Here is a 24043-nt window from a genome sequence, read left to right as displayed (position 1 = left end):
TCAGAATACGATTCTAGACATTATAAAAGATAGGCCTTAGCCGATATGGGGATTTGCCAAAGCAGGAAGGGCCCCATTTCTTTATATGGGGGGTATCAAGCCCAATATCAAGTGGCGTAACGAGGGCACCCTAGAATATCTCAAAAGTTACCGCTCATTTTAATCAGATGCTGCCTTAGTTTCCTGATTCTCATAAATCAGCAACGGCTCTGCCTCCCCTTTAACGACACTCTCATCGATAACCACTTTGCTCACATGGTCCATCGAAGGGAGATCGTACATTGTATCGAGTAGAACATTTTCAAGGATCGAACGCAATCCTCGCGCACCAGTTTTCCGCTCCATGGCCTTAGCTGCAACTGCCCGCAACGCATCTTCACGGAATTCAACTTTGCTGTTCTCCATTTCAAATAAACGGGCAAACTGCTTGGTTAAGGCATTCTTCGGCTCTGTAAGAATACGGATAAGCGCGGCTTCATCCAATTCATCTAAGGTGGCAACCACTGGCATCCGACCTACGAACTCAGGGATCAAGCCATACTTGATCAGATCCTCTGGCTCAACGGCCTGCAAGATCTCCCCCATACTCCGCTTATCTTCTACGCTCTTGACCTCAGCGGAAAAGCCAATTCCCCCTTTTTTAGAGCGGTCTCGAATAATCTTCTCAAGGCCAGCAAAGGCACCGCCACAAATAAAAAGGATGTTTGCCGTATTGACTTGTAAAAATTCTTGTTGAGGGTGCTTTCGTCCCCCCTGGGGTGGCACAGAAGCTATAGTTCCTTCGATAAGCTTCAATAAAGCCTGTTGTACCCCCTCACCAGAGACGTCACGGGTGATAGAGGGATTATCCGATTTACGGGAAATCTTATCTATTTCATCGATATAAACAATGCCTGTCTGGGCTTTCTCAACATCATAATCGCATTTTTGTAGCAATTTTTGGATGATGTTCTCCACATCCTCGCCTACATAACCCGCTTCCGTGAGGGTGGTAGCATCAGCAATAGTAAATGGAACATCTAATAAACGCGCTAAAGTCTCGGCAAGCAGCGTTTTACCACTGCCCGTAGGGCCAATTAGCAAGATATTGCTTTTCGATAACTCAACGTCATCGTTCTTTTTGCCCAACTGAAGGCGCTTATAGTGATTGTAAACGGCCACCGATAATACCTTCTTGGCACGATTCTGACCGATTACATACTGATTCAGAATGTCCCTAATTTCATGGGGCGTGGGAAGATGGCTACTCTTACCCGAGGAAAGCCTGTCCTGCATTTCCTCACGAATGATGTCGTTGCAAAGTTCGACACACTCATCGCAGATGAAAACAGAGGGACCTGCTATTAATTTTCGCACTTCATGCTGGCTCTTTCCACAAAAAGAGCAGTAAAGCAGTCTATCGTCGTCACCTCTGCGGGGTTTGTCGTTACTCATGACTTATCTTTCCTACAGATATGTGGTCTTAATCTAACCCATTAGAGTTCTAGCTAAGTTCTGTGGTTCCCTAATATCCAGATTTCCTAGAGAGATGTCTCACCACGCTGCTGAAGCACTGAGTCAACCAATCCGTAGGCCACCGATTCGTTTGCGCTCATAAAATAATCACGATCAGTATCCCGTTGGATTTTCTCAATAGGTTGCCCCGTATGTTTGGCTAAAATATGATTTAAACGCTCTCGAACCGATATAATTTCCCGAGCATGAATATCAATATCCGCGGCTTGCCCCTGAAACCCACCCAAGGGTTGATGGATAAGAAGCCGTGAATGGGGTAAGCAGTGGCGTTTCCCCTGTGTCCCTCCAGTCAGTAAAACCGCGCCCATGCTAGCCGCTTGCCCAATGCAGAGGGTACTCACATCTGGTTTAATAAATTGCATGGTATCATAAACAGATAGCCCAGCAGTAACCGAACCCCCTGGAGAATTAATATATAGATGAATATCTTTATCAGGGTTCTCGGATTCCAAAAAAAGCAATTGGGCAACAACCAAATTCGCCATATGATCCTCTACTGGCCCTACTAAGAATACTACTCGTTCCTTTAGTAGCCGGGAGTAGATATCGTAAGCGCGCTCTCCACGGGCCGTTTGTTCCACGACCATCGGAACTAAAGTATTAAGGCTATCAGCCATGCATTTTCTACCTTTAAGTCTTCATCCTAGTGGCAGTTCAAATATTTTTAAACCACCTTATTAATCCGAAATTTTCTCCTCTGGTGATGAAACAGGGGGATTTACCGCCTCTTCAAAGCTCATCGGTTCATCTAAAACCTCAACCTGGTCCAACACCCAATCTACGATTTGCCCCTCTAAAACAGCCCCTTCAATCTCGGATAAACGCTCTCTATCACTCAATATCCACCGAGAAAATTCTTCTGGATCTTCATAGCTCGCAGCAAGCTCCGTGATTCTTTGTTTTACATTATCCGGATCTGCCTTAATTCCTTTTTTTTCCAAGAGCGTCCCCAGAATTAACCTTAAAGCCACACGCCTACGCGCCTGTTGTGTGAATAGCGCTTCATCCACAGGAAGCTCTTGGGTCTTAATCCCCTGTCTAGCCAAATTAGCTTGGGTCTGTTCCCGTAAGGCTTGGGCTTCCTCTTCCACCAAAGACGTTGGCAAAGTGATAGGATTCGCGGCCAAGAGGCCATCCATCACTTGATCTCGCACACGGTCACGGATGGTCTGCTCCAAGTTCCGTATCATCGAGGCCTTAATTTCTTGGCGCAAGGCTTCTACCCCGCCCTCTTTGATACCAAGCTTTTCCGCAAAATCCTCATTAATTTCTGGCAACCGCGGTGCTGCTACCGAGGTGACCTTCACTACAAAGTCCACCTTTCTTCCAGCCAACTCTTGACTACCATAACCTTCCGGAAAGGTAACCTCGAAAGCAAGCTCTTGACCCTTTTCAGCGCCGACTAGATGCTCTTCAAATTCCTTGAGCATGGTCCCTTTACCCAAGATAGCAAAGAAATCTTCTTTGCTTCCTCCCGGGAAAGGCTCCCCTTCAAGGGTACCGTGATAAGTAATGGTCACTCCGTCAGTTTCTTGGGCAGGACGGTCCACTGGTTCCCACTCTACGTGTTGATCCCGCAGCTTCTCCAGAACGCTATCAATATCCTTATCCGTCACTTCAGCTTGTGGTCGCTTAACCTGAATCCCTTCAAGATTGATAGATTCGATATCGGGCAATACCTCAAAGGTTGCGGTGTACTCAAAAGGCTTACCTGCTTCCCACTGAGACGGTTCAATCCGCGGCGGTCCAGCAGGACGCAGGGATTCTTGCTTGATAGCATCACGGAAGCTATTTTGGACAAATTCGTCCAGCACTTCCTGACGCACAGCAGGACCGTACCGACGTTCCACTACCTTATAGGGAACTTTTCCAGGGCGAAAACCATCCATTTTCACCCGCGGTGCCATAGACCGCAAGCGTTCTTGAACTTTATTTTCGAAATCCCCCCCCGGCAATGTAATGGTCAAGCGCCGCTCTAACTCCCCGGTCGCTTCTACCGTGACCTGCATAAATATATCACCTCAACCTCTTGTTTTTGATGACTTATCTCTGCTCAGAAGAGGAATCTGGCAGGGACGTTTATTGGTGCGAAAGGAGAGACTCGAACTCTCACGGGATTACCCCACTGGTACCTAAAACCAGCGCGTCTACCGATTCCGCCACTTTCGCAGGATTGTGCTATTAACGGCATTATTAACACATATATAGCATATTTTTCAAAATCAATGAGCAGTTAAAGTTCCCATAACTAGGAAGCCCAAGCGATGATAGATGCCGCCATCACTCATAGTATACTGGCTCAGAACCTTCCCGCGTACCCCCTCTGAGGCTCAAGTTCAATAGGAAGAGGAGACTTTTGCAAAGTTTGGCAACCCCCCATCTAAAAACCAACGCCTCGATTCCACCTCATACCACCAGCTTTGCTGGGTGGTGTGCTTCCGAATTAAGCTATCATCGGGGTGATAATAATCAAATTCAATGGTTACTTCAGCCGTTAATGCATCTTCCGATAACTGGCGCCTGTGAATTTCATACCCAGTGACTCGAACGTTGTCCCAAAATCCTTGGGAAATAGGTTTAGGTTGCCCATTCTGCGGGCGTATCAAGGTGCTCAGCAGCTCCTGGTGTTGCCAGCGCACGCCAGAAGCATAGGCCTGAATCGCGTCCTCAAGGGTAACGAGACGCTCCTTGGTCAGTCCACCGGCACACCCCACCAGCCAACTGATCCAGACTAACCCAAAAAAGACCTTCAATCCTGGAAAAAAGGAATCTTTTCCCAAAATTCTCGCTGCTTGGTCTCGGTATAAAGGACCGTGTATTCCCATTGCTTATACCCTTGTATATGTAATTCTCTCAGATACAAACGCTTTTCAAATTTTCCTTCCTCTTGAGGCGGAACAAACAGCGGTAAATGTATCTGTACGTCTTCTAAGACAATACAGTCTTCTTCGGATGTGTCGTCACTTCCAATGCAGTCCTTGATGATCAGTTGAACACCAAGCCCGGTCAACGCATAAGAAGGTGAATGGTTTAAAACCTTTCCAACCAGCTTTTGACCTACTCCAGGGCTGCGTTGCAGCTCAATATCGATAAATTTCACCTGCTCAATGGAAACAAGATTTCTAAACTCCTCTAATCTTTTTTCCCCCGGCTGTGAGAGTAAGAATCCAATTAAAGTCAGTAAAATAAAGCTCCCTAACACCTGGAGGCGATATCTGGGAGGGATTAGGAAAAGAACTAAAAAAGCAAGTATCAATAGCCAAACCACTGGAGCTCTTATGGGCATAATAATCGATGCTTCGCCACCTACGGATAAAATTTAAAATATAATAATTTAATAGCTCTTAATTTAAGATCGGTTATTGCGGGAAAATCCTAAGCACTCCCATTCCCCATGGGAATTCAGTTCAGGGTCTGTTAAGAACCTTTTAGGCAGGGATAATAATAGAAGAGGGAGTCAACAGCGCCACAGAAAAGCTTTCAAACAGTTTCCCAGCAGGGACATAAAATTTGCCATTATGCTGCATGACTATCACCCTTTCACCGGTCAATACATTAGTAAAATCCTCATTTTCTTTGACCGCTGGGACTTCTACCCAGGTTTCTTGCCACAGAGATTCACCTAGAGGTAATTCATCTTCATTGCTTCCCAAGAGCGCCAACCAACGGGGGATAATTGACACAACCATCTGACCTTGATGTTTCCTTGCAAACGCACAAAGATGATCTGCTTTTACTCCCTGGGCGGACAAAGGGATATAATCCCCTTTTTGGAAAAGTAGGGGGAATTGGGCCCGAAAAGATAATACTTTCCATGTCAGATAAAGCTTTACCCGACCATCTTCCTTATTTTTTAGCAACTCGTAAGTACAAGATCTCAAAGACTGACCTGACTGGATCAATGACATCAGCTCTTGGAGCATCCGCCACCTCAAGGTAAAATCCACCGGATGGCGGTTATCAGGGTCAACCAGGCGAAATTCCCAAAGTTCATTACCCTGGTAAATATCTGGCACACCAGGCACCGTCAACTTCAGCAGAAGCTGAGATAAACTATTCAACAATCCAAACCTTGCTACTCGCCGCTGAAATGGTAGGAAATCTGCCAAAAAGGGGTTTTTCTCTATGCTACCCAATACATTGCGTACAAAATGGATGACTGCCGCTTCATATTCTGTGTCGGGATTTATCCAAGAAGTATGAACCTTAGCTTCCTTGATGGCCTTAAGCATGTAAGCCTCAATGCGGTCCCGATACTCTGCCAGTTTTTCTTCCCCCATATTGAGCAGGGGCCAGGTACCTAACACTGTCTGGTAAAACAAATACTCATCATTACGGCTAGGGGCACGAAAACCATTTAGCCTCCGTATTTTAGCTCGGTTAATACGCGCCCAACGACTCAAATGTTTACGCCATTCCCCTGGCATTTCAGAGAGTACATTCAGGCGAGCACGGACATCCTCACTGCGTTTACTGTCATGGGTTGAAGAAGTCACCATCCCATAGGGCCACCGTTGTGCCCGTTCCTGATTGGCGCGATGAAAAGCAGTGAGGGAAACGCCAAAATTTCGCGGATCACTGCCCACATCATTGAGGGAAATTAAGCGATTGTAAATATATAATACAGTATCCTCAAGGGCCTTGGCCATCACCGGCCCAGTATATTGTTGGAACCGCATGACGAAGGAAATGATTTCCTGTGAGAGACCCCTTCGGGTGGACATTTCTAGGAGAAGGATGGCTTGGATAAAGTCAAAGATACTGATATCGGCAGCCGGACTGCGCTTCTTTGCCTGAATCACTGCCCACTGGATAAAGCGCCTATCTTCTTCTGAAACCCGATCCAAATCCACATAGGTACGGTAGACAGGGAAACAGGCCACCACTTCAGTTAAGGCCTCACGCAAGCCATTTAAAGTGAAATCACGGGTATGGCGATTCGTTTGGGCAATGCTATTGAGCATATTGGCAAGTACTGTAAGCTCACTGGAAAGCTGGACCCGAATGATAATTTTTTTGCGCTCATAGAGTAGCTCATCGAAATCCCACTGATGGCGGATAAAGCGGGTATAAATTTGATCGAACTCTTTTTGTGAGGCAGGATAGACAAATAATCCATTATTAACATAAGCAAATTCATAACCCGTGGTGCCAGAAATCGGCCAACTCTCCGGCAGATGTTCATAACTGGCCAGGATTTTTTCAATCACGAGATAATAACTGGGCTTTAAATTCCCATCGGCGGCTTTCTCCCCGCCTTTGATCTCTGTAATTTGCCGATTGAGCCGCTGGTAATAGCTGGGGGGATTATAGAGACCATCCGGATGATCGATGCGGAGCCCATCCACTTTTCCCTCTTTCACTAGATCTAAGATAAACCGATGAGTCGTTTCAAAGACCTCTGGATTTTCCATCCGGAGACCTGCCAGATCATTAATATCAAAAAAGCGACGATAATTAATTTCATCGGAAGCCACTTGCCAATAGGCAAGCCGATAGGCTTGACTTTCTAAGAGGTGGTGCAGGAGATCAAAGCTCTCCGGTTGCTCCACCACTCCATTAAAAGTGGCTACGGTATCAAATACAAAAGCCCCAATGGCAGGATATTTTCGACAAGATTCCGCTAGGCGCCGTTTGTAGATGACACAATCACGGAGGCGCTCAACTCGCTTCTCAGCCCTGGTGTCATACCGGGAAGGCAGGTGTTCGAAAGCGGTAATAAGACTTTGATACTCTAGAAAAGGGGCTTCCTCTTCTGCCAAATGCTCCGCTAATCGTTCCAGACCATGACCTAAAATATCCGGATAAGTACTGGGATCAACAGGAAAACGATGGTTATAAAACCAAATGCTGAACTGTCCCTGATCAAGATCAAAGGTTAGCCGCAGTTCGCCTTTTTCAAGCACCCTACCATAGTGATCTCCTAGCAGAGGTAACAGCACTTTACCTCGCAGCTCCTCCTTGATAGGCCGCCAATCGATATCAAAATAAGCAGCGTATTCGGAAGCAGGCCCCTGTTCCAGTACATCGAGCCACCAGGCGTTATCATCGCCGCCCACGCCCATATGATTAGGCACAATATCAAGGATCTGTCCCATCCCGTGGCAATGTAAGGCCTGAACCCAGGAGGCGAAGGTGTCCCTATCGCCGATTTCCGGGTTTAACGCATTATGATCCACAATATCGTAACCGTGAGGGCTGCCTAAACGGGCCTTAAGATAGGGAGAAGCATAGCAGTGGCTGATCCCAAGCTCATGGAGGTAGGGAACAATCGCCTCAGCATCAGCAAAGGTAAAATGATTATTAAATTGTAATCGGTAAGTAACGCGGGGGATGATTTTGATGGCCTATCTCCTCCTTGCCCCATCATCCAGCTTTCTGCAGATAAATCCTAGATTCCAGCCAGAATGAGAATTCAATGTCATATTCAGATACTTTTTTTCCCTAAGTCCCGCTCTGTCTCCTGGTTTGAGATCCCTTCCAGAAACCAAGCTACCGTCCTAGGGGGTAGTTCCCCTCGAACTAAGGCCTGCTTGAGATCCGGGGAAGTCGTAAAAAGCAACTGTCCCGGGGGGGGGACTGATAAGGAAACGGGGGTGGTGTCTAAATTGGCCAACATGGTCAGCGGGGATCCATCCCCCAGCTGCCAATGAGCTTGCAGTGCCCATTCGGACAAATGTCTATAGCCACCCTGAATCTCGGTAAGGGCGGCTAGCCTGGGTACGATAAATCGATGTCGCAGGTGAAGTAACTGTTGGTGCAGCTCAAACCATTCTCTGCCTGTTGTACTAGCTGCTTGGGTCCAGTCTAGCACGGCATTTTCAAAGGTGGTCTGAGCCGTCGGATCCGGAATCCGCTCTCGAGCTGCGGGATCACTGAATTCAGGAAAGTGGGCAAACTCTCGCCGCCGCCCTTCCCTGACACTGGGGGCCAGATCTTCACCAAAATCACAGAAAAAAGGAAAAGGCTGTGTAGCCCCCCATTCCTGCCCCATAAACAAGAGGGGCGGAAAGGGTGAGAGTAAGAGCAATCCTGTTAATGCCTGTACCATTTCAGATCCCGCTAAAGTCGTGATCCGCTCACCGAAGGCTCGGTTACCCACTTGATCATGATTCTGAAAGAAGGCAACAAAGGCACTCGGCGGCAAAGCCTGACTGGGCTCTCCTCGAGGTTGCCCTCCTCGATAAGGAGATTCCTGTCCCTGGTAATCAAAACCTTCACTCAAACAGCGTTCTAGATGAGCAATAGGCTGATCCGCATAATCTAGGTAATAACCGGCAGTTTCCTGAGTCGCTAATACATGTAAGGCGTGGTGGATATCATCATTCCATTGGGCCACATACCAGCGGGGTTTGCCATTAGCTTTCCGGGCAAGATAACGGGCCTCATTGTTATCGTTTTCCAGAACCAGATGCACTTGGCGCTCCGATCCCAGATAACGATGAACCGTCTCAGCCAACTCTTCTAGGATATGGCACTTAGAATCGTCCTTAATTGCATGGACTGCATCAAGCCGAAGGCCATCGAACCGGTATTCCTGCAACCAAAATAGAGCGTTATGGATAAAAAACTGTCGGACCCAATGGGCATTTTCCCCATCAAAATTGATAGCTACTCCCCATGGGGTGTGATGACGCTCCGTGAAAAAATCCGGGGCATATTGATGCAGGTAGTTGCCTTCTGGGCCAAAATGGTTATACACCACATCTAAGAACACCATCAATCCACGGCTATGGGCAGCTTGCACTAGCGACTTGAGGTCCTGCGGACGACCATAACAGCTGTCTGGCGCAAACAAGGAAACACCGTCATATCCCCAGTCCCAGCGGCCAGGAAAATCGGCAACTGGCATTAGCTCCAAAGCGGTGACTCCCAACTCCGCTAGATGGTCAAGGCGAGTCTCCAGCCCTCGAAAAGTCCCCTCCGGGGTAAAGGTTCCCACATGGGCCTCGTAGATAACGGCTTCTTCCCAGGGTCTCCCTTCCCATTGGTTGTCCTGCCATCCAAAGGCAGCCGGATCAATCACTTCGCTGGGACCATGGATATCCTGGGGCTGAAAACGGGAAGCCGGATCGGGGACTTGTACCTCATTATCAATCCGGTAGGTATATAAACTTCCTTCCCTGGCCTGCTCAGTTTCCAATTCAAACCAGCCTTCTTTCTGGGGGATCAGGGCTAAAGGGGCTGTTTGGGGTGAGTTCTGTAAGCATAACTCCACCTGCTGAGCTCCTGGAGCCCACAACCGGAAACGCACGGTCCCTTTTCCCGTTAATTCAGCGCCAAAAGGCATGGAGTGATATTGTCGCATCCTAATCCTATTCCAAAATAATTCGGTCTTCCTTGCCATGCAGCAAAGCGACCATAAGGGTTAGATACTCGCGGAGTTGTCGAGTAATTAAAAAATTATCCCGCACGAATTCACGGGCTTTTACTGCCATCTCCGCCATTTTCCGAGGTTGGTGTAAGAGGTAGCGGATCCGCAGCGCAGCCCCTTCTGGAGTACTAACCAAAAAGCCGGTATGGTGGTTCGTCACCTGCAGTCGAATCCCCCCCGTGTCCCCTCCAATCACCGGTTTTGCCTTCCACAAAGCCTCTATTACCGTCAACCCAAACCCCTCCCGTAGTGATTTCTGCAATACAATATCAGCGGCCCGTTGCAGGGCATTGATAATTCGGTGGGAATCAGGCGGCAAGAGGAGAATATGAATATCGGGATCTTCCGCTGCAACAAGCTGCACTTCCTCTAGCACTATCCGACCCTCTGGGTCATCACTGGCGCCTCCGCCGGCTAACACCAATTGCAATGGAGGTAAGAATTTTCTGGCCAACTGATAAGCACGGATGACTCCCAAGGGGTCTTTGAAGCGATCAAAACGGGAGATCTGGACCAGCAACGGTCGCTCCGGATCTAATCCGAAACGTTGCCGCACTGCAGCCACTTCATTCGGTTCCAAGTCAATATTTTTTTCACTCAGAGGATCAATGCTCGGTGGAATAATGTATTCGGTATGGGGCAGCGCTTGGGCAAAGGCGGAGAGAGAGAAAACGCTGCTTTCATAAGGCTCGATGTACTTTCTTAAATATCGCCAAACTGGCCGGTAAGGATGGCTAATATCGATATGGCAACGCCATATCCATTTCCCCTTGCGGTAAGGACAATAGCCTAGCAGGGGGGCCGGCTGGGGATCATGGATAAAGACATAATTAGCTTCCTCCAATAGGGGGCGTAGCCGCTCCGCGTTTTCGGCGGTAGTGCGCTCATAAGTTTTCAACAGGTCCTCTCGCACAGCAATTCGGTTCCCCTGGAGGGCATTATGAAAGGCTTTGGTACAATCATAAAATGTGGATTCTCCAGTAATAACTTCCCAGTGGGTATCGATCTCCAGCTCTTTCATTAAGGGGACTAATTTGGTCAGAATCTCCCTCCTGCAGCAACATAGTCTACTTCTCCAGGTAACTCTTGAAGGTGAGGACCAACTGATGCCGAAGCTCAGCTAAACTGCCAAAATAGGGATCAATGGCTGCCAACTCCTCAAGAAGCCCCTGGTAATCCTCGCCAAAGCCTTGCAGCCATATACTAAAATCTTCACCACCTGCTGGAAAACGCCTCCGGGCGTCAATGAAATGATAGAAAATGCTACTTGTGGAAAGGTGGGGCATCCATTCAGCCAATTCTTCTGGTCGTTCCACCCGCTGGTGGGTATCAAATACCACAATCTGTGAGCGGATAAATTCAAACTGCTGGGTCCCCCTTACCCAACCTACGAACTCACTTTCTTCAAGGCGTTCTTCTATAAGCTCCGCCAATTCCTGGCGCAAGGCTTCCAAATCCGTGAACTCGGTGGGATCAACGACAGCTAGGCGCTCCGCCAATACCCCATCGTGCAAGCCATGGCGCACCCAGGCCGCAAAATCATTGTTATATTCCCGTTCCTCAAAGCGAGGTTGCAATAACCCCCCCCAAAAATGGTAATAAATACTCGCTGGGGTAATACTGAGTAGTCCATCCCCTAGTTCCTTAAGGGTCATCACCTTCTTGCCTGTGGCAATGGCAATGAGCGCACAGTCCTTGAGCATAAAGGTCCCTGGATGATGGGAGTTTGGCATAAGTTCTACTGAAACGGTTAGGGAAACAATTTCTCTATCAACTCTATAGTTATAGAAAGCATAGAGGATAATTGCCCCAAAGCAATGGGTAACATACCCCTCTCTAGCAGGATCGACTAGAAGCTGAGTAGAACATGACTGAATAAACCCGTTCGGGAAGTAAGTGGGACCGCTATAATTTTAAGATTTCCGGCTAGTCACCTGAACCAGGGTTCGAAAGATCGCCGGGCCCGCTACCGTTGCAAACACCGGTGCACCGGCAATGAGATACCAGTAAAAAGTAGCAAAACGCCAAAGAACAAGAGCCGTAGCCAGAGTAGCACTGTCAAGAAAGGGGCCCAGCATGGCGCCAAACCCCAGTTCGACTCCACCGGTCCCCCCGGGTAAAAAGGTGAAATGCCCCACGGTCAAGATCAAGACTTGAGTAATAAACAGATAAGGCCAGGGAACATCTTCCCCTAACCCTAATAAGAGAACATAAAGAACACTAAAGCGTAATAGCCAATGCCCGATACATAAGAGATAAGCCGCATATAAATACCGCCGGGGTAACCCTAAGAGCAGCGTCAAACCACTACGGAGACGGAGCATCCAACGAGCTGCCCGTTTGCGCAAAACAGCCGATACCTTCAATACTTTCAACAGATACCCCAGTACCCGCAACAATCTCCGATACTGATGGGCAAGCACCCACATTAATCCCATCCCCCCGGTGAGTAATACCGCCACCAAAATAAATCCCAGATGAACATCGTAGGTCGTACTGGTCGACAACTTTATCACCACGATGAGGGAAGCGGTGACAAAGAACAATAGGTCTATTCCCAGTTCCATGGCAAACACTGCAGCCGCGTGGGCGGTTTTGACGCCATACCGATTCAAAAGGTAAACATAACTAATTACTCCTCCACTACCTGCCGGAGTCGCGGAAAAAGCAAATTCCCAGGCCATCACCGTCCCAAGGGCGCTCTTGTGGGAGAGCTTGGTATCTACCGCAGAGACCAGTATCCGCAGCTTTGCAGCATTAAAATTCCAACCAATAAAAATCATGCCCAGGGTAAGCAAAGGTAGCCAAAAAGGTACTTGACTGAGACGTTCAAAAACTGCCAACCCGCCATAACCCAGTGGGATCGCTAAACCCAAGCCTAAGGCGAGCAGAACTAAAATCCAATAGCGTCTCACGTGTCAAATCAACTTGTTAATATTATTTAAAATTATATCAACTTACTGCTGCCAAAGAATGGAGGTCATTTCGCAGTGAATTTCATGTCAGTGCCGCTTTAGCTCTTCCTGCCATTGATACAGTTCTTTAGCACTGCGCTTCTGGTAAGTAGCCGCGGCAGTAAGATACAGGTGTTCCACAGATTGCCGCAATATCCGGTTGCTGCTATAGCTGGTGGGAACTAAATGTGCCATGCTAGCCCGGATTCGGGAATACCTTCCCTATTGCGCTCATAAAAAGCAGGGACCCCTTTTCTTCCAATAACAGGTAAAGCCGCTCCGCTTCGATCCCATCGCGCTCAGGCTCCCCATCTTCACCATCCCCTAAAGCCCAACCCACTTCTGGACTGTAAGTTTCAGCCCACCAACCGTCGAGGGAGGATAAGTGTATGATAGAAAGAAGGTAAACCAAGAAATAAAACTCCTTCTCAGATAGAGGCTTCCCGTAGTACCATTAAGGTATGTGCCTCAAGCCGGCAGTGTCTTGGAGCAGACAAAGGTGGTACCCCATGGAAAACCCTGATATCCATAGGCATGGGGGCTGCCGTATTCACCAGTACCTGCCAGCAATGGCCAGCAAATGCAGGCAGCTTGAAGATTACTTCATGGGCTTGAGGGTTAAACAGCAAACATAATGCTTCACTACGGATTGTCTTTCGAATCAAACATCCTAGTGCCCCTTCGGGGGCATGCCAATCTGGAGGTTGTCCCTCTAAGTCAAACCAATTCACTTCCTGGGGCGTATAAAAGCGCACCTCAGAGAACACCGCATAGCGTTTCCTAAGAGCAATCATCTGCTGGGTAAAACGATAAACTTCCTGCTCCTGACTCAGTTGATGCCAGTTATACCAGGAAATTTCGTTATCCTGACAATAAGCATTGTTATTTCCCCTCTGGCTACGGCGAAATTCATCCCCTCCTAACAACATGGGAACTCCCCGTGAAAGCATTAAAGTGGCGAGAAAGTTTTTGATTTGGCGAAGCCGCATCCCATTAATGTGGGGATCATCCGTATAGCCTTCCATCCCATAATTACCGCTAAAATTGGCCTCACTACCATCCCGATTATTTTCGCCATTCGCTTCATTATGTTTATGGCTATAACTGACCAAGTCATTGAGTGTAAATCCATCATGACAGGTCACAAAATTAATGCTATTAATAGGTTGCTTCCCAGAATGCTGATAAACATCCGCACTCCCGGTGAGTCGAGAAGCAAAAATGCCCCTCATTCCCCTATCTCCACGCCAGTAGCGCCGCACGTCATCCCGGTACCGCCCGTTCCATTCTGACCAGCGCTGGCCTGGGAAACTCCCCACCTGGTAGGCCCCCCCGGCGTCCCAGGCCTCGGCAATCAATTTGATATCTCGTAAAATAGGATCTTCGGCAATATGTTCCAATAAGGGGGGGTTAGGCAATAGGTGCCCGGTTTTGTCCCGTCCCAAGACCGAAGCCAAATCAAAACGGAACCCGTCCACATGCATCTCAATAGCCCAGTAGCGCAAGCAATCTTGGATAAAATCCCGTACTACGGGATGATTGCAATTTACCGTGTTGCCACATCCCGTATAGTTGCGGTAATAACGCTTATCTTCTCCCAGAAGATAATAAATGGTGTTATCCAACCCACGGAAACTCACGGTGGGTCCCAACTGATTTCCTTCAGCGGTATGATTAAACACCACATCTAAAATAACCTCGATGCCTGCTTCATGGAGAGCCCGCACCATATCTCGGAATTCCGCCACCTGATTGCCGGGATGTTCCATACAGGAATAGGACTTTTTAGGGGCGAAGAAATTGATAGTACTGTATCCCCAGTAATTGCGTAGCCGTTCTCCAGTGAGGGGATTTAAGCGAATATTTTCATTCTCGTTAAACTCTTGCACCGGCAGCAGCTCCACTGCGGTAATACCCAGATCTTTAAGGTAGGGAATTTTCTCAATAAGGCCCCGGTAGGTGCCAGGATGCTGCACTCCCGAGGAAGGATGGACAGTAAAGCCACGCACATGGGTTTCGTAAATAATGGTTTCCCGCCAGGGCCGGCGGAGGGGCCGGTCACCCTCCCATCTATAATGGGAGTCGACTAAAATCGCCTTAGCCGTGTCAGGCGCATTATCTTCCTGAGAGGGAGTCAGATCTTGCTCTGGTGAGGCGGGATCATAACCTCGGGCATGACCAAAATCCAAATGCGAAGCGCCGGCAATAGCAATGGCATAGGGGTCTAATAATAAACGCTGGGGATTAAAACGGTGGCCTTGTTGGGGATCATAGGGACCCCATACTCGGTAACCATAACAATACCCCACCTTCACCCCATTCACCCATACATGCCAAATATCGCCGGTACGGTGATTTGCAGCATCCAACGGCACGCTCAGAAAGGGATAATGGTCAAGGGGAGTATAATAGAGTTCTAATTGGACGGCAGTAGCATGACGGCTAAATAATGCAAAGTTCACTCCCCCATTCCTAGCCCAAGCCCCTAAAGGTAAGGGATTGCCGGAGCCAATGTGAGCGTCTGGGGAAGAGAATTTATCAGTTGTCCACGTACTTGGAGGCACCAAAGCTTATCCTAAAGTAAGTCAAAAGGCCCAAAATACGCTTTAGGAATAAGCGCCTAAGCATTTTTGGTTTTGAATAAGGTCGAGGGTTTGCTGAGCAATTTCAAGTTCTTCATCGGTAGGAATCACAAGCACGGTTACCGCCCCCGCTTCCCCTTGAATAGCAAAAATGTCATGGCTTGCCGTTTGGTTTTTCTTATGGTCAATCACAATCCCTAGATGGGCAAGCTCAGCACAGACAGAGTTTCTAATCATGGCGTCATTTTCGCCAATGCCTCCCGTGAAAATCAGGACATCAAGACGCCCTAGCACCGCATAATAGGCACCAATATATTTTTTTATCCGGTAACAATACATTTCTATGGCCAAACTGGCTAGGGGATCACCCGCTTTAGCTAAGGCGTGTACCTGCCGCATATCGTTGGCGCCGCAGATTCCTTTTAGGCCACTTTCCCTATTGAGCAGCGAATTCAAGTCCTCTGGAGATTTTCCCAAGACTTGGGTCAGATATAAGGGAAGGGAAGGATCAATATCGCCACAGCGGGTTCCCATCATCAACCCTTCAAGGGGGGTCATCCCCATGGAAGTATCGATGCTTTTGCCAGCTTTAATCGCCGTAGCACTAGCCCCATTGCCAAGATGTAAGGTAATCAAATTGAGTGTCTCAAGGGGTTGCTTTAAATAGGCGGCAGCCTGTTTGGAAATATAATGGTGGGAAGTGCCATGAAATCCATAGCGGCGAATATGGTGGGTTTTATACCAGGAATGAGGCAAGGGATAATGGAAAATGGAAGGAGGCAATGTTTGGTGGAACGCCGTATCAAATACAGCCACCTGGGGTACATCAGGGTAGATCTCCAGTGCTACCTGAATCCCTTTGAGATTGGCAGGATTGTGCAAAGGCGCTAAAGGGATAATTTCCGCAATTTTAGCCAACACTTGATCATTGATTAGAGTAGGCTCTTTGAAGGCTTCTCCGCCATGGACGACTCGATGGCCGATGCCTAATAAATCTGCTTTATGCTGCAAACAACCGGACTCTACTAGGGCCGTAAAGACTTGGCTCATCCCCTCCCCATGATCCGAGATAGGCTGTTCAAAAACCGCTTCATCAATTGTTTGTCGATTCTGGAACAAACGATGCACAAAGCGGCTTTTCGGTTCTCCTATACGCTCTACAACTCCTCCTGCCAGGGCTAAAGCCCCTTTAAAAAGCTGATACTTAATCGATGAACTTCCAGAATTAATAACCAGAACCGTCAATGATACCTCCCGGGGCTTTACTTTGATAGGATTATCGAATAATCATTTCCGAAAACCCCCATATTCCAAAGCCCTTATGCCGCGCGATTTTCTCAAGCACATGATATTCAAAGGGAGCATCAGGCAAGGCCACTGCCCAGCCCTGCTCTAACAGGTAAGCAGCCAGATCGATCCCCATGGAAACCGAGGTATAATCGGCATGGCAAACGGCATTGATACTGCCGTCTTGATAGATTTCTCTCTCCTTGCAATGGACAAACCCTTGGATCTTGAAATCTAGAGCTAAAGCGGCTCGTGGTGCACAACGTCTAGGCTGCAAAAACGAGCGACAGGTCACGGGTGTTTGGGGAATGTAAATACCATAGAGATGAATGGTGCGCCTGCCCACTTTCAGCGAACCGTCATCTTGCACCAGCGCATAGCCGGTAATATCCGCTACCGCAATGGTTGCTGCTGGAAATCCAAAGATAACCAAGAGGGTAAAGAGAGAATGAGCAGCGATTTTTGGGGCTTTCACAGGGACTCCCCCAAAGAAGGATTAAAACCTACAGTTTATAATATTCTGCCCGGCTTTTCCTGAAATTGCCTATGGCAGAGCATGAGTAGGATAACGAACGCGGCCAATGCCGCCGCTAAATGCTTAAGGGAATGGCCACTGACAACGCCGGTTGCTTGAAAAAGCTCCCTATCAAAATGCTCCAAGACCTTTGCCAGACCATAGAAACCGAGGGCATAAAAGAAATAGTGGCGCTTGCTATAACCGGAACGAAACCAAGCCAGGATAAAGGGGATAAGCAGTAGCGGTACAAACTGGACTCCTCCATAAAGACGGAGATCCCCCAGACCTGAGCGCTCGGTATACTCCCAATACCAAACGCTGAAAAAACCGAGCAGCAAAAACCCGGGTAGTAAAATTATGCCTCCCTTGCGACTCACATGTTCCATCCAAATAGCACTGAAAAGGGCCATAAAGGCCAAGGTCATAGGATAGCGATCCCAAACTAAGGTCTTATTCTCAGGTAAGGCGTGATAGTAGCAGGAACCCATGCCTGTCAGAAAAACACCCGCGAAAAAGATTCCATATGGCAAAAGCAATAAGGGGTCAGGTGCAACCTTTCTAACCCTGAGTGTCCACCCCAACCCGATAATGCCAACAAGTATTAAGGGGAGATTGGAGATCACATTTAAAAAATTGGGAATCCCGAAATAAGGACGATCATCCGCAAAGCGGTGATAGTTTGGGTCCTGAGGGATAGGGTCCAAAAACAATATTCCCAGGCCGCAGATCACCACTATCCCTAGTAGCCAGAGAATTCGGATTTGCAGATGGGAGAGCATTATTTTCCGAGACCACCGCAGGCTGCGCGATATAACCCCCAGGCAATAACTCCCATCACCACCAGCCCAGGAAGCCCCCCCCAGGGGGCCTGGGCCAATGCCAACACTTCACGGTTGCCCGTAATTACAATAGGAATTGCCATCAAAATACCGGCCAACGCTTCACCAGTGATTAAACCAGCAGCCACTAACAGACCATAGCGCCGATAGCGTTCCCTACGCTCCAGATCGCCAAGACGATGGCGAACCCCCTCAGCCGCCTTGGCAATCAACCCACCGATAAAAATCGGCACGGAAAGGTTTAATGGCAGGTAGACGCCTACTGCTACGGCCAACACCGGCGCCCGCCAGGATGAACCACGGGCGCTAAGCCAAGTATCAACTCCGATAATGGCCCCTCCCATTAACGCCCCTAACCCTACCATCTTCCAGGGAAGATCAGCGCCGAAAACGCCTTCCGCTACTGAAGCCATCAAAGTCGCCTGGGGAGCTAACAGGGGGGTGGGGTGCTCAGGTGTCGGGACCCCCATACCATAGGCTTTGAGCAGTAAATTTAAGATGGGCGCCATGACCAGAGCCGAGGAAAGGACGCCTATTCCCTGCATGAGTTGCTGTTTCCAGGGGGTTGCCCCCACCAGATAACCCGCCTTCAGATCCTGCATATTGTCCCCCGCAATAGCAGCAGCACAAGCCACTACCGCGCCAATCAGGATAGCCGCCATGGGGCCTATCGCTGCTTCCGAACCCATGAGCCATAGTAGTGCCAGGGAGGAAAAGAGGATAGTAGCGATGGTTACGCCGGAGATAGGATTGTTGGATGAGCCGACCAAACCGGCCATGTAAGCTGCTACGGAGGCAAAGAGAAAACCGGCAATCACCATAACCAGGGTCATAGTCAGACTAATACCCAAAGTCACCTGGCTATGGATGCTATGATAGAGAAAGAAAAGAGGTACCAAGAGCAGCAGGATACCCTGAAGTACCCACTGCATGGGGATATCCCGCTCGGCAGGGGATAAAACCTTGTCTCTATGCCCTGCATATTGGCGCAGCCCTCCATGAAGACCCGTGGCCAAGGAGCGACGCATGGAAAATAATGCCCAGAGCCCACCCACCAGCATTGCTCCCACCCCCAGATAGCGCACTTCACTTGACCAGATAGCATAGGCCAGATCAACTGCCGAGACGCCTTTGGCGGCCAGAGCTGCCAACTCTGGGTGGGTTTCGAGAAAGAAGACGCTATACAGGGGGATAGCCAAGCACCAGGCAATAACGCCACCGGCGAAAACTAACCCAGCAATATTGATGCCCACAATATAGCCCACGCTGAGTAAAGCGGGAGAAAGATTAGCCCCTCCATAAACAGCGGCTTTGCTCATGTAGGCCCCTGTCTGGGCCACACTATTCCAAAGCCCCAATCCCGTCTCGGCCAACTTGGTCAACCCACCGGCTAGGGCAGCCCCCATGAGGTAGCCGAGACCCCGTTTTGGATTCTCACCGACCCGCAATACTTCCGCTGTGGCAATACCTTCCGGGAAGGTGAGTCCTTCCTCCACAATGAGGGAACGGCGCAAGGGAATGGTGAATAGCACTCCCAACAACCCGCCTAGGCCGGCGATTACCAGCACCCACCCGTAATCGAAAGCAGGCCAATAGTTCATGATCACCAGTGCAGGAAGGGTGAAGATCACCCCGGCAGCTAGGGACTCGCCGGCTGAAGCTCCCGTTTGGACAATATTGTTCTCCAAAATATTGGAGCGGCGGAACAAACTCAGCACTCCCATGGAGATGACCGCTGCGGGGATTGAAGCCGAGACGGTCATGCCAGCGAACAGCCCTAGATATGCATTTGCCCCCGCAAGGAGCGCTGCCAGCAGGACGCTCAGCACTATCGCTTTGATGGTAAGCTGAGGTGGTGGCACCGTAACTTCTTGCATCTCAGCACTCTCCTTGTTCAACGAGATATTCTCCTATCCCATCTGAAACTTTTACCCTTTCGTGACAGAAGAAAAAAATGTGACTTAAGTCACACCCTAGGGGACGGTTGGGCTTGTCTCCTATTCATACCCTTGCAGACTAAGACCGATAAACCATAGCGAATATCGACCTGTCACAAACAATAAGCACTAGGGTGCCTATACTAGGCCACTTTATCTGATTTAGTAACCTTACAAAATAATCAATAACTTAAAAACTGTCTTTGACTCAAATTCTAGGATGTTATCCATGTCTGCCGAGCCCAATTTGCTAGCGCAAATCATCCACGATCGTGCGCTTACTGTATTGTTTCAACCCATCGTCCTTTTTAGCAAACGGGATATTTTCGGTTTCGAAGGCCTTATTCGCGGTCCTTCAGATACCCATCTCCACTCCCCCCTCAACCTATTCGATGCCGCTGGGCGTACCAGTGCTTTAGCCGATCTCCAAGGTCTCTGCCAAGAGCTCATCATTCAACGTTATCAACAGCTTCGTCTACCCGGCAAGTTGTTCCTCAATGTCAACCCTTGTGTCATCCTTGAACCTGGTCCTAATTACTGTGGGCTCATTGAGCTTCTAAGCCAAAATGAAATTCCTACCAGCCAAGTGGTCATTGAGCTGACCGAACAACAGCCTATCACTGATTATGCTCTGATGCGCGAGGCCACTGAATATTACCGTACCACCGGCTTTGCTATTGCTATCGATGATCTGGGCGCGGGATATTCAGGGCTTCGTTCCTGGTCCGAGCTACGGCCCGACTATGTCAAGGTGGATCGCCATTTCATTCAAAATATCCATGAAGATTCCACCAAATGCCAATTCGTACGCTCTATTTTAGAGATTACCCAAAATCTAAATTGCCGTGTCATCGCCGAGGGAATAGAAACGGCTCAAGAGTATACTGTTGTCAAGGAAATGGGAATTGAACTTGGTCAGGGATACTATTTTGGTCGGCCCCATATTCAACCGGTGATTTCCGTGCCCCTGCTTCGACCTTTATGGTCTTTGAACCTGTTTCGGGCTACACCACCAGCTGTGAGGAAACAGTCGCCTATCTGCTAGTGCCCATCGAACCGGTTATCCCAGAGGAAGTTGCCAGCACGGTCGCCGATAGATTCGTAGCCGAGCCGGAACTTCAAAGCCTTCCCGTAGTCACTGAACAAGGTCATCCCATGGGCATCGTTCGCCGGGATCGATTTATGGAACTCTATGCTAGTCGTTATGGACGTGACTTATATTGATGGACAGATGTCCCATCATCGCCGATAAGCATCAACGGGTTGATAACCTTAGCCAAGCGATCACCCAGCGTCACGACACGCGCGTACAAGATGATTTTATCATTACCGATCGGGGTCGCTATTTAGGGGTAGGCACCGTCGTCGATTTGCTCCGGTGTATTACCAGAATTCAACTACGGAATGCTCGCTATGCTAACCCATTGACCTTGCTGCCCGGTAATATTCCCATCAATGAACATCTTCAGAAATTGCTCGACCAAGAGCGTTTCTTTGTCCTCTGCTATGTGGACCTAGATAACTTTAAGCCTTTCAATGACAGTTATGGCTATCGTCAAGGCGATGAAGTCCTGCGTAAAGAGGTTCGACGATTATATTTCGCGGCCGGTGTTTTATCTGTTCTTGCATTTTTACTTATTTTAGGGATAGCGGTTTGCACTTGGGGGCCTTCAGCCGAAAAAGACGGTGAGGCCCCGGGCAAACTTGTGTTTGATTCGCTTATCAAGGTGCTTCCACCCATTATTACGTTGGTGCTTGGCTTTTATTTTGGCCAACAAGCGCCCCCCCTGCACCGCCTTTACCTGACAAACGTGCTGTGATGACGGAAAACAGTGCCGCCTCTAATGAACTATTGCAACAGTTGGCAACCCTTATCAAGGCCTACGATACAGGAACCAACTCCAGCAGAAGATAAACTTCTGCTAATAATCCCCTAATTCTCTTAAGCTTGAAACCGTGTCCGGTTGTCCCAGTATACGGGAAATCAAGCGGTATTTGGGACTGGAGGGGCTTGATTTGCCGCCAAAACTCGGCCTATATGCTGGGAGCTCAGGCCGATGATCGGCGCTACCCACAACTGTTATTGCCGGTCCTGGCTGTCTTCAAGCAACAATTCACCGAAGTGAATTGTGGTGTCGGGGGTTTTATCGGTGAACGGCAGTGACAGGGGGATCTGATCATTCGCGCCGACACGGAGGTCGGTGGCAACCGCCATCAGCTTGCCATTGTAATGGCGGCGTCGGATTTGTTGCGGCTGGGGGCCGTCATCTGCTTTAAGCGCCTTTATACCGGTGGAGCCGTTGGCGGGCTTGAGGTCAGGTGAGTAAACGGTGATATCGAAGTAAGCCGTATTGTTTTGTCCAGGAACTAGGTTAGTCCCAATGAAGATCGGTTGGTTGAACCCGTCTCCACCGCCGGTGGTGGAGGCCGAAGTTACGAAATACAGTGGTGTATACTGCCCTGCTTGGCCGCGTCGGCAGCAGCACCGCCAGATCTTGCCGGTTATATATCCATCGAAGTCTCCTGCGGTCATTGGCGATGAAAATCCGGCCATCTTGGTAGCGAATCGAATAAAGCCTCAGGTCTATTAAGGCCTGAGGCTTTTTTTTTATATCTTCGATGGTGCCCGGGGCCGGAATCGAACCGGCACGGGGTTTCCCCCAAGGGATTTTCTTACCCGCTACAACTTTCGCTGCTGTGCTTAATAAAACACATTTGTGGTCTGGACTTTATCTTTACCCTATTCAGTGCCTCGTCTGGGACCCGAAACAATAAACTTAGGTAGGAGCCGTTAAGTCTCTACACTTTCCTTTAAATAAGGCTTAGCTCGGGATTGCCACCACCTTAAAAAGTGCTGAGGTTTCCCCGAATTTGACTCCATTCACGCTAGAGGTTTCCCATCTAGGTGCTCAAGTGACTAAGTCCCTTGCGTCTACCTATTTCGCCACCCGGGCCTTGGGGGCTATACTTGTTCTTCGGAATTTCGACGCTACCAACTTTAATTTTATTTATCAGCCCGACAAAATGAGCGTGGGATCTGCACCTTCCTGGTTCCTAAGATTCCTAACCTAGGGAACTTTAACGCGAATTCAACGATGAAGCAATACTTCAACTTATATCCACTTAAGGAATGGAGGCTGGGGTCGGAATCGAACCGGCGTCCACGGCTTTGCAGGCCGCTGCATGACCACTCTGCCACCCAGCCTAAATTGGATAATTTTAAAGATTATACTAAGGGAGGAAATCCCTGAAAATTATCAGAATATGATTTGGAGCGGGAAACGAGACTCGAACTCGCGACCCCAACCTTGGCAAGGTTGTGCTCTACCAACTGAGCTATTCCCGCCCAATGCGGTATTTATTGTAACAGCGAACTTTTCTATGTCAAGCTAAGCCCGATCTTCCGCCTGTCCAGACAGTGCCGCCCAGGCAGCATTAAGATAAACGATCATTGACCCCAACGTTAAGGCCACCGCGATATAGAGAAGGACTAAACCAATTTCCCATATCGGAATCGGTCCAATAGGATCTTGATAGAGCAGCAGAAAAACCGCAATCATCTGAAAGGTAGTTTTGAATTTTCCTAGCATGGATACGGCGACGCTAGCGCGTAACCCAATTTCTGCCATCCATTCTCGCAGTGCGGATATCGTCAGTTCCCGGCCAACGATCACCGCCACTGACAGAGCCATTGGCACGGAAGGATGGCTCTGTAGAAGCAATATCAAGGCCACGACTACCATTAATTTATCAGCGACGGGATCAAGAAAAGCCCCAAATGGGGAGGTTTGCTGCCAACGCCTCGCCAAGTAACCATCTAACCAGTCGGTAATGGCCGCCAAACCAAACAACGCCGCGCAAATCCCGCGAGCATAGGGTACAGGAAGGTAAAATACCACCACTAAAATAGGAATGGCGACAATACGGAGCACCGTCATTAAATTAGGAATCGTGTAGATAGGCATGAACTTAGCCATTTTCCGCTCAAAAACTAACGGAGCCTTTACCTTACCACAGCTATTCCCACTTAGGTTCACC

The 24043-nt window shown here is 48.8% G+C and carries 22 protein-coding genes and 3 tRNA genes; 3 read left to right on the top strand and 22 right to left on the bottom strand.

All coding sequences use genetic code 11. From position 1 onward, the window contains the following. Window positions 1-159: 159 nt before the first annotated feature. From clpX to E3U44_RS13385, 18 genes are all read right to left on the bottom strand, one after another. Window positions 160-1434 carry an ATP-dependent Clp protease ATP-binding subunit ClpX gene (gene clpX, locus E3U44_RS13465; RefSeq protein ID WP_013034009.1) on the bottom strand — a complete coding sequence of 425 codons (1275 nt, stop codon included), beginning with the start codon at window positions 1432-1434 and terminating at the stop codon, window positions 160-162. Window positions 1435-1520: 86 nt separating this feature from the next. Then, window positions 1521-2132 carry an ATP-dependent Clp endopeptidase proteolytic subunit ClpP gene (clpP, locus tag E3U44_RS13460; protein ID WP_134358661.1) on the bottom strand — a complete coding sequence of 204 codons (612 nt, stop codon included), beginning with the start codon at window positions 2130-2132 and terminating at the stop codon, window positions 1521-1523. A gap of 60 nt (window positions 2133-2192) precedes the next feature. After that, window positions 2193-3524, bottom strand: a complete 1332-nt coding sequence (tig, locus tag E3U44_RS13455; protein ID WP_134358660.1) for a trigger factor — start codon at window positions 3522-3524, stop codon at window positions 2193-2195. Between the two features lie 74 nt (window positions 3525-3598). Beyond that, window positions 3599-3684: transfer RNA gene (locus E3U44_RS13450), tRNA-Leu, on the bottom strand. 167 nt (window positions 3685-3851) lie between these two features. Further along, on the bottom strand, window positions 3852-4268 hold the full coding sequence (locus tag E3U44_RS13445; protein WP_206054799.1) for a hypothetical protein: 417 nt from the start codon (window positions 4266-4268) through the stop codon (window positions 3852-3854). Further along, window positions 4265-4783 carry a hypothetical protein gene (locus tag E3U44_RS13440; protein ID WP_240761477.1) on the bottom strand — a complete coding sequence of 173 codons (519 nt, stop codon included), beginning with the start codon at window positions 4781-4783 and terminating at the stop codon, window positions 4265-4267. The genes E3U44_RS13445 and E3U44_RS13440 overlap by 4 nt, the downstream gene beginning before the upstream one ends. Window positions 4784-4943: 160 nt before the next feature. Continuing rightward, on the bottom strand, window positions 4944-7850 hold the full coding sequence (treY, locus tag E3U44_RS13435; protein ID WP_240761831.1) for a malto-oligosyltrehalose synthase: 2907 nt from the start codon (window positions 7848-7850) through the stop codon (window positions 4944-4946). 92 nt (window positions 7851-7942) lie between these two features. Further along, window positions 7943-9823, bottom strand: coding sequence for a malto-oligosyltrehalose trehalohydrolase (gene treZ, locus E3U44_RS13430; protein ID WP_134358657.1), 1881 nt, complete (start codon window positions 9821-9823; stop codon window positions 7943-7945). 7 nt (window positions 9824-9830) lie between these two features. Continuing rightward, window positions 9831-10931 (bottom strand): glycosyltransferase, encoded by a 1101-nt coding sequence (locus E3U44_RS13425; protein WP_338040797.1) that lies wholly within the window; start codon window positions 10929-10931, stop codon window positions 9831-9833. Window positions 10932-10956: 25 nt separating this feature from the next. Then, complete coding sequence (locus tag E3U44_RS13420) at window positions 10957-11622, bottom strand: DUF5752 family protein (protein WP_166805084.1); 666 nt, start codon at window positions 11620-11622, stop codon at window positions 10957-10959. Window positions 11623-11802: 180 nt separating this feature from the next. Then, window positions 11803-12804, bottom strand: coding sequence for a lysylphosphatidylglycerol synthase transmembrane domain-containing protein (locus E3U44_RS13415; protein ID WP_134358656.1), 1002 nt, complete (start codon window positions 12802-12804; stop codon window positions 11803-11805). Between the two features lie 87 nt (window positions 12805-12891). After that, complete coding sequence (locus tag E3U44_RS19690) at window positions 12892-13038, bottom strand: hypothetical protein (protein ID WP_206054798.1); 147 nt, start codon at window positions 13036-13038, stop codon at window positions 12892-12894. Between the two features lies 1 nt (window position 13039). After that, window positions 13040-13255: a hypothetical protein gene (locus E3U44_RS19685; RefSeq protein WP_206054797.1), complete on the bottom strand. Its 216-nt coding sequence runs from the start codon at window positions 13253-13255 to the stop codon at window positions 13040-13042. A gap of 16 nt (window positions 13256-13271) precedes the next feature. Beyond that, window positions 13272-15407, bottom strand: coding sequence for a glycogen debranching protein GlgX (gene glgX / locus E3U44_RS13405; RefSeq protein ID WP_134358655.1), 2136 nt, complete (start codon window positions 15405-15407; stop codon window positions 13272-13274). Between the two features lie 42 nt (window positions 15408-15449). Next, window positions 15450-16670 carry an acetate/propionate family kinase gene (locus E3U44_RS13400; RefSeq protein WP_134358654.1) on the bottom strand — a complete coding sequence of 407 codons (1221 nt, stop codon included), beginning with the start codon at window positions 16668-16670 and terminating at the stop codon, window positions 15450-15452. Between the two features lie 31 nt (window positions 16671-16701). Further along, window positions 16702-17187, bottom strand: coding sequence for a thermonuclease family protein (locus E3U44_RS13395; protein WP_134358653.1), 486 nt, complete (start codon window positions 17185-17187; stop codon window positions 16702-16704). Between the two features lie 35 nt (window positions 17188-17222). Beyond that, window positions 17223-18008: an alkaline phytoceramidase gene (locus E3U44_RS13390; RefSeq protein WP_134358652.1), complete on the bottom strand. Its 786-nt coding sequence runs from the start codon at window positions 18006-18008 to the stop codon at window positions 17223-17225. Continuing rightward, entirely contained in the window at window positions 18008-19966 is a 1959-nt protein-coding gene (locus tag E3U44_RS13385) for an OPT family oligopeptide transporter (protein ID WP_240761471.1), read from the bottom strand. Before E3U44_RS13385 ends, E3U44_RS13390 begins: the two co-directional genes overlap by 1 nt. A gap of 268 nt (window positions 19967-20234) precedes the next feature. Here E3U44_RS13385 and E3U44_RS13380 point away from each other — a divergent pair, with 268 nt between their 5' ends. The 3 genes from E3U44_RS13380 to E3U44_RS13370 are packed head-to-tail and all read left to right on the top strand — an operon-like array spanning window position 20235 to window position 21825. Continuing rightward, complete coding sequence (locus E3U44_RS13380; protein ID WP_166805083.1) at window positions 20235-21050, top strand: EAL domain-containing protein; 816 nt, start codon at window positions 20235-20237, stop codon at window positions 21048-21050. Beyond that, the gene (locus E3U44_RS13375) at window positions 21050-21229 is read left to right on the top strand and encodes a CBS domain-containing protein (RefSeq protein WP_166805082.1); all 180 of its coding nucleotides are present in this window, start codon (window positions 21050-21052) and stop codon (window positions 21227-21229) included. The genes E3U44_RS13380 and E3U44_RS13375 overlap by 1 nt, the downstream gene beginning before the upstream one ends. Next, a complete protein-coding gene (locus E3U44_RS13370) occupies window positions 21229-21825 on the top strand; it encodes a diguanylate cyclase domain-containing protein (RefSeq protein WP_134358649.1) in 597 nt (198 codons plus the stop codon). Before E3U44_RS13375 ends, E3U44_RS13370 begins: the two co-directional genes overlap by 1 nt. A gap of 260 nt (window positions 21826-22085) precedes the next feature. On the opposite strand, the gene E3U44_RS13365 is transcribed toward E3U44_RS13370, so the two are convergent. From E3U44_RS13365 to pgsA, 4 genes are all read right to left on the bottom strand, one after another. After that, window positions 22086-22538: a hypothetical protein gene (locus tag E3U44_RS13365; RefSeq protein WP_134358648.1), complete on the bottom strand. Its 453-nt coding sequence runs from the start codon at window positions 22536-22538 to the stop codon at window positions 22086-22088. Window positions 22539-23136: 598 nt separating this feature from the next. Continuing rightward, window positions 23137-23210: transfer RNA gene (locus E3U44_RS13360), tRNA-Cys, on the bottom strand. A gap of 65 nt (window positions 23211-23275) precedes the next feature. Beyond that, window positions 23276-23351 (bottom strand) — tRNA-Gly (locus tag E3U44_RS13355). Between the two features lie 43 nt (window positions 23352-23394). Further along, window positions 23395-23982, bottom strand: coding sequence for a CDP-diacylglycerol--glycerol-3-phosphate 3-phosphatidyltransferase (gene pgsA, locus E3U44_RS13350; protein ID WP_240761469.1), 588 nt, complete (start codon window positions 23980-23982; stop codon window positions 23395-23397). Window positions 23983-24043: the final 61 nt, after the last annotated feature.

The organism is Nitrosococcus wardiae (genome assembly GCF_004421105.1).
GTDB classification, from domain to species: Bacteria; Pseudomonadota; Gammaproteobacteria; order Nitrosococcales; family Nitrosococcaceae; genus Nitrosococcus; species Nitrosococcus wardiae.
Note: the sequence above shows the minus strand (reverse complement) of the source record. Positions and strands in the feature narration are given on the sequence as shown.

Bases quoted from the DNA above. Each gene is read 5' to 3' on its own strand.
- clpX (WP_013034009.1), bottom strand. From the start codon at position 1,434: ATGAGTAACGACAAACCCCGCAGAGGTGACGACGATAGACTGCTTTAC.
- tig (WP_134358660.1), bottom strand. From the start codon at position 3,524: ATGCAGGTCACGGTAGAAGCGACCGGGGAGTTAGAGCGGCGCTTGACC.
- E3U44_RS13390 (WP_134358652.1), bottom strand. From the start codon at position 18,008: ATGCTCTCCCATCTGCAAATCCGAATTCTCTGGCTACTAGGGATAGTG.
- E3U44_RS13420 (WP_166805084.1), bottom strand. From the start codon at position 11,622: ATGCCAAACTCCCATCATCCAGGGACCTTTATGCTCAAGGACTGTGCG.
- E3U44_RS13380 (WP_166805083.1), top strand. From the start codon at position 20,235: ATGTCTGCCGAGCCCAATTTGCTAGCGCAAATCATCCACGATCGTGCG.
- clpP (WP_134358661.1), bottom strand. From the start codon at position 2,132: ATGGCTGATAGCCTTAATACTTTAGTTCCGATGGTCGTGGAACAAACG.
- E3U44_RS13365 (WP_134358648.1), bottom strand. From the start codon at position 22,538: ATGACCGCAGGAGACTTCGATGGATATATAACCGGCAAGATCTGGCGG.
- E3U44_RS19690 (WP_206054798.1), bottom strand. From the start codon at position 13,038: ATGGCACATTTAGTTCCCACCAGCTATAGCAGCAACCGGATATTGCGG.
- treZ (WP_134358657.1), bottom strand. From the start codon at position 9,823: ATGCGACAATATCACTCCATGCCTTTTGGCGCTGAATTAACGGGAAAA.
- pgsA (WP_240761469.1), bottom strand. From the start codon at position 23,982: ATGGCTAAGTTCATGCCTATCTACACGATTCCTAATTTAATGACGGTG.
- E3U44_RS13370 (WP_134358649.1), top strand. From the start codon at position 21,229: ATGGACAGATGTCCCATCATCGCCGATAAGCATCAACGGGTTGATAAC.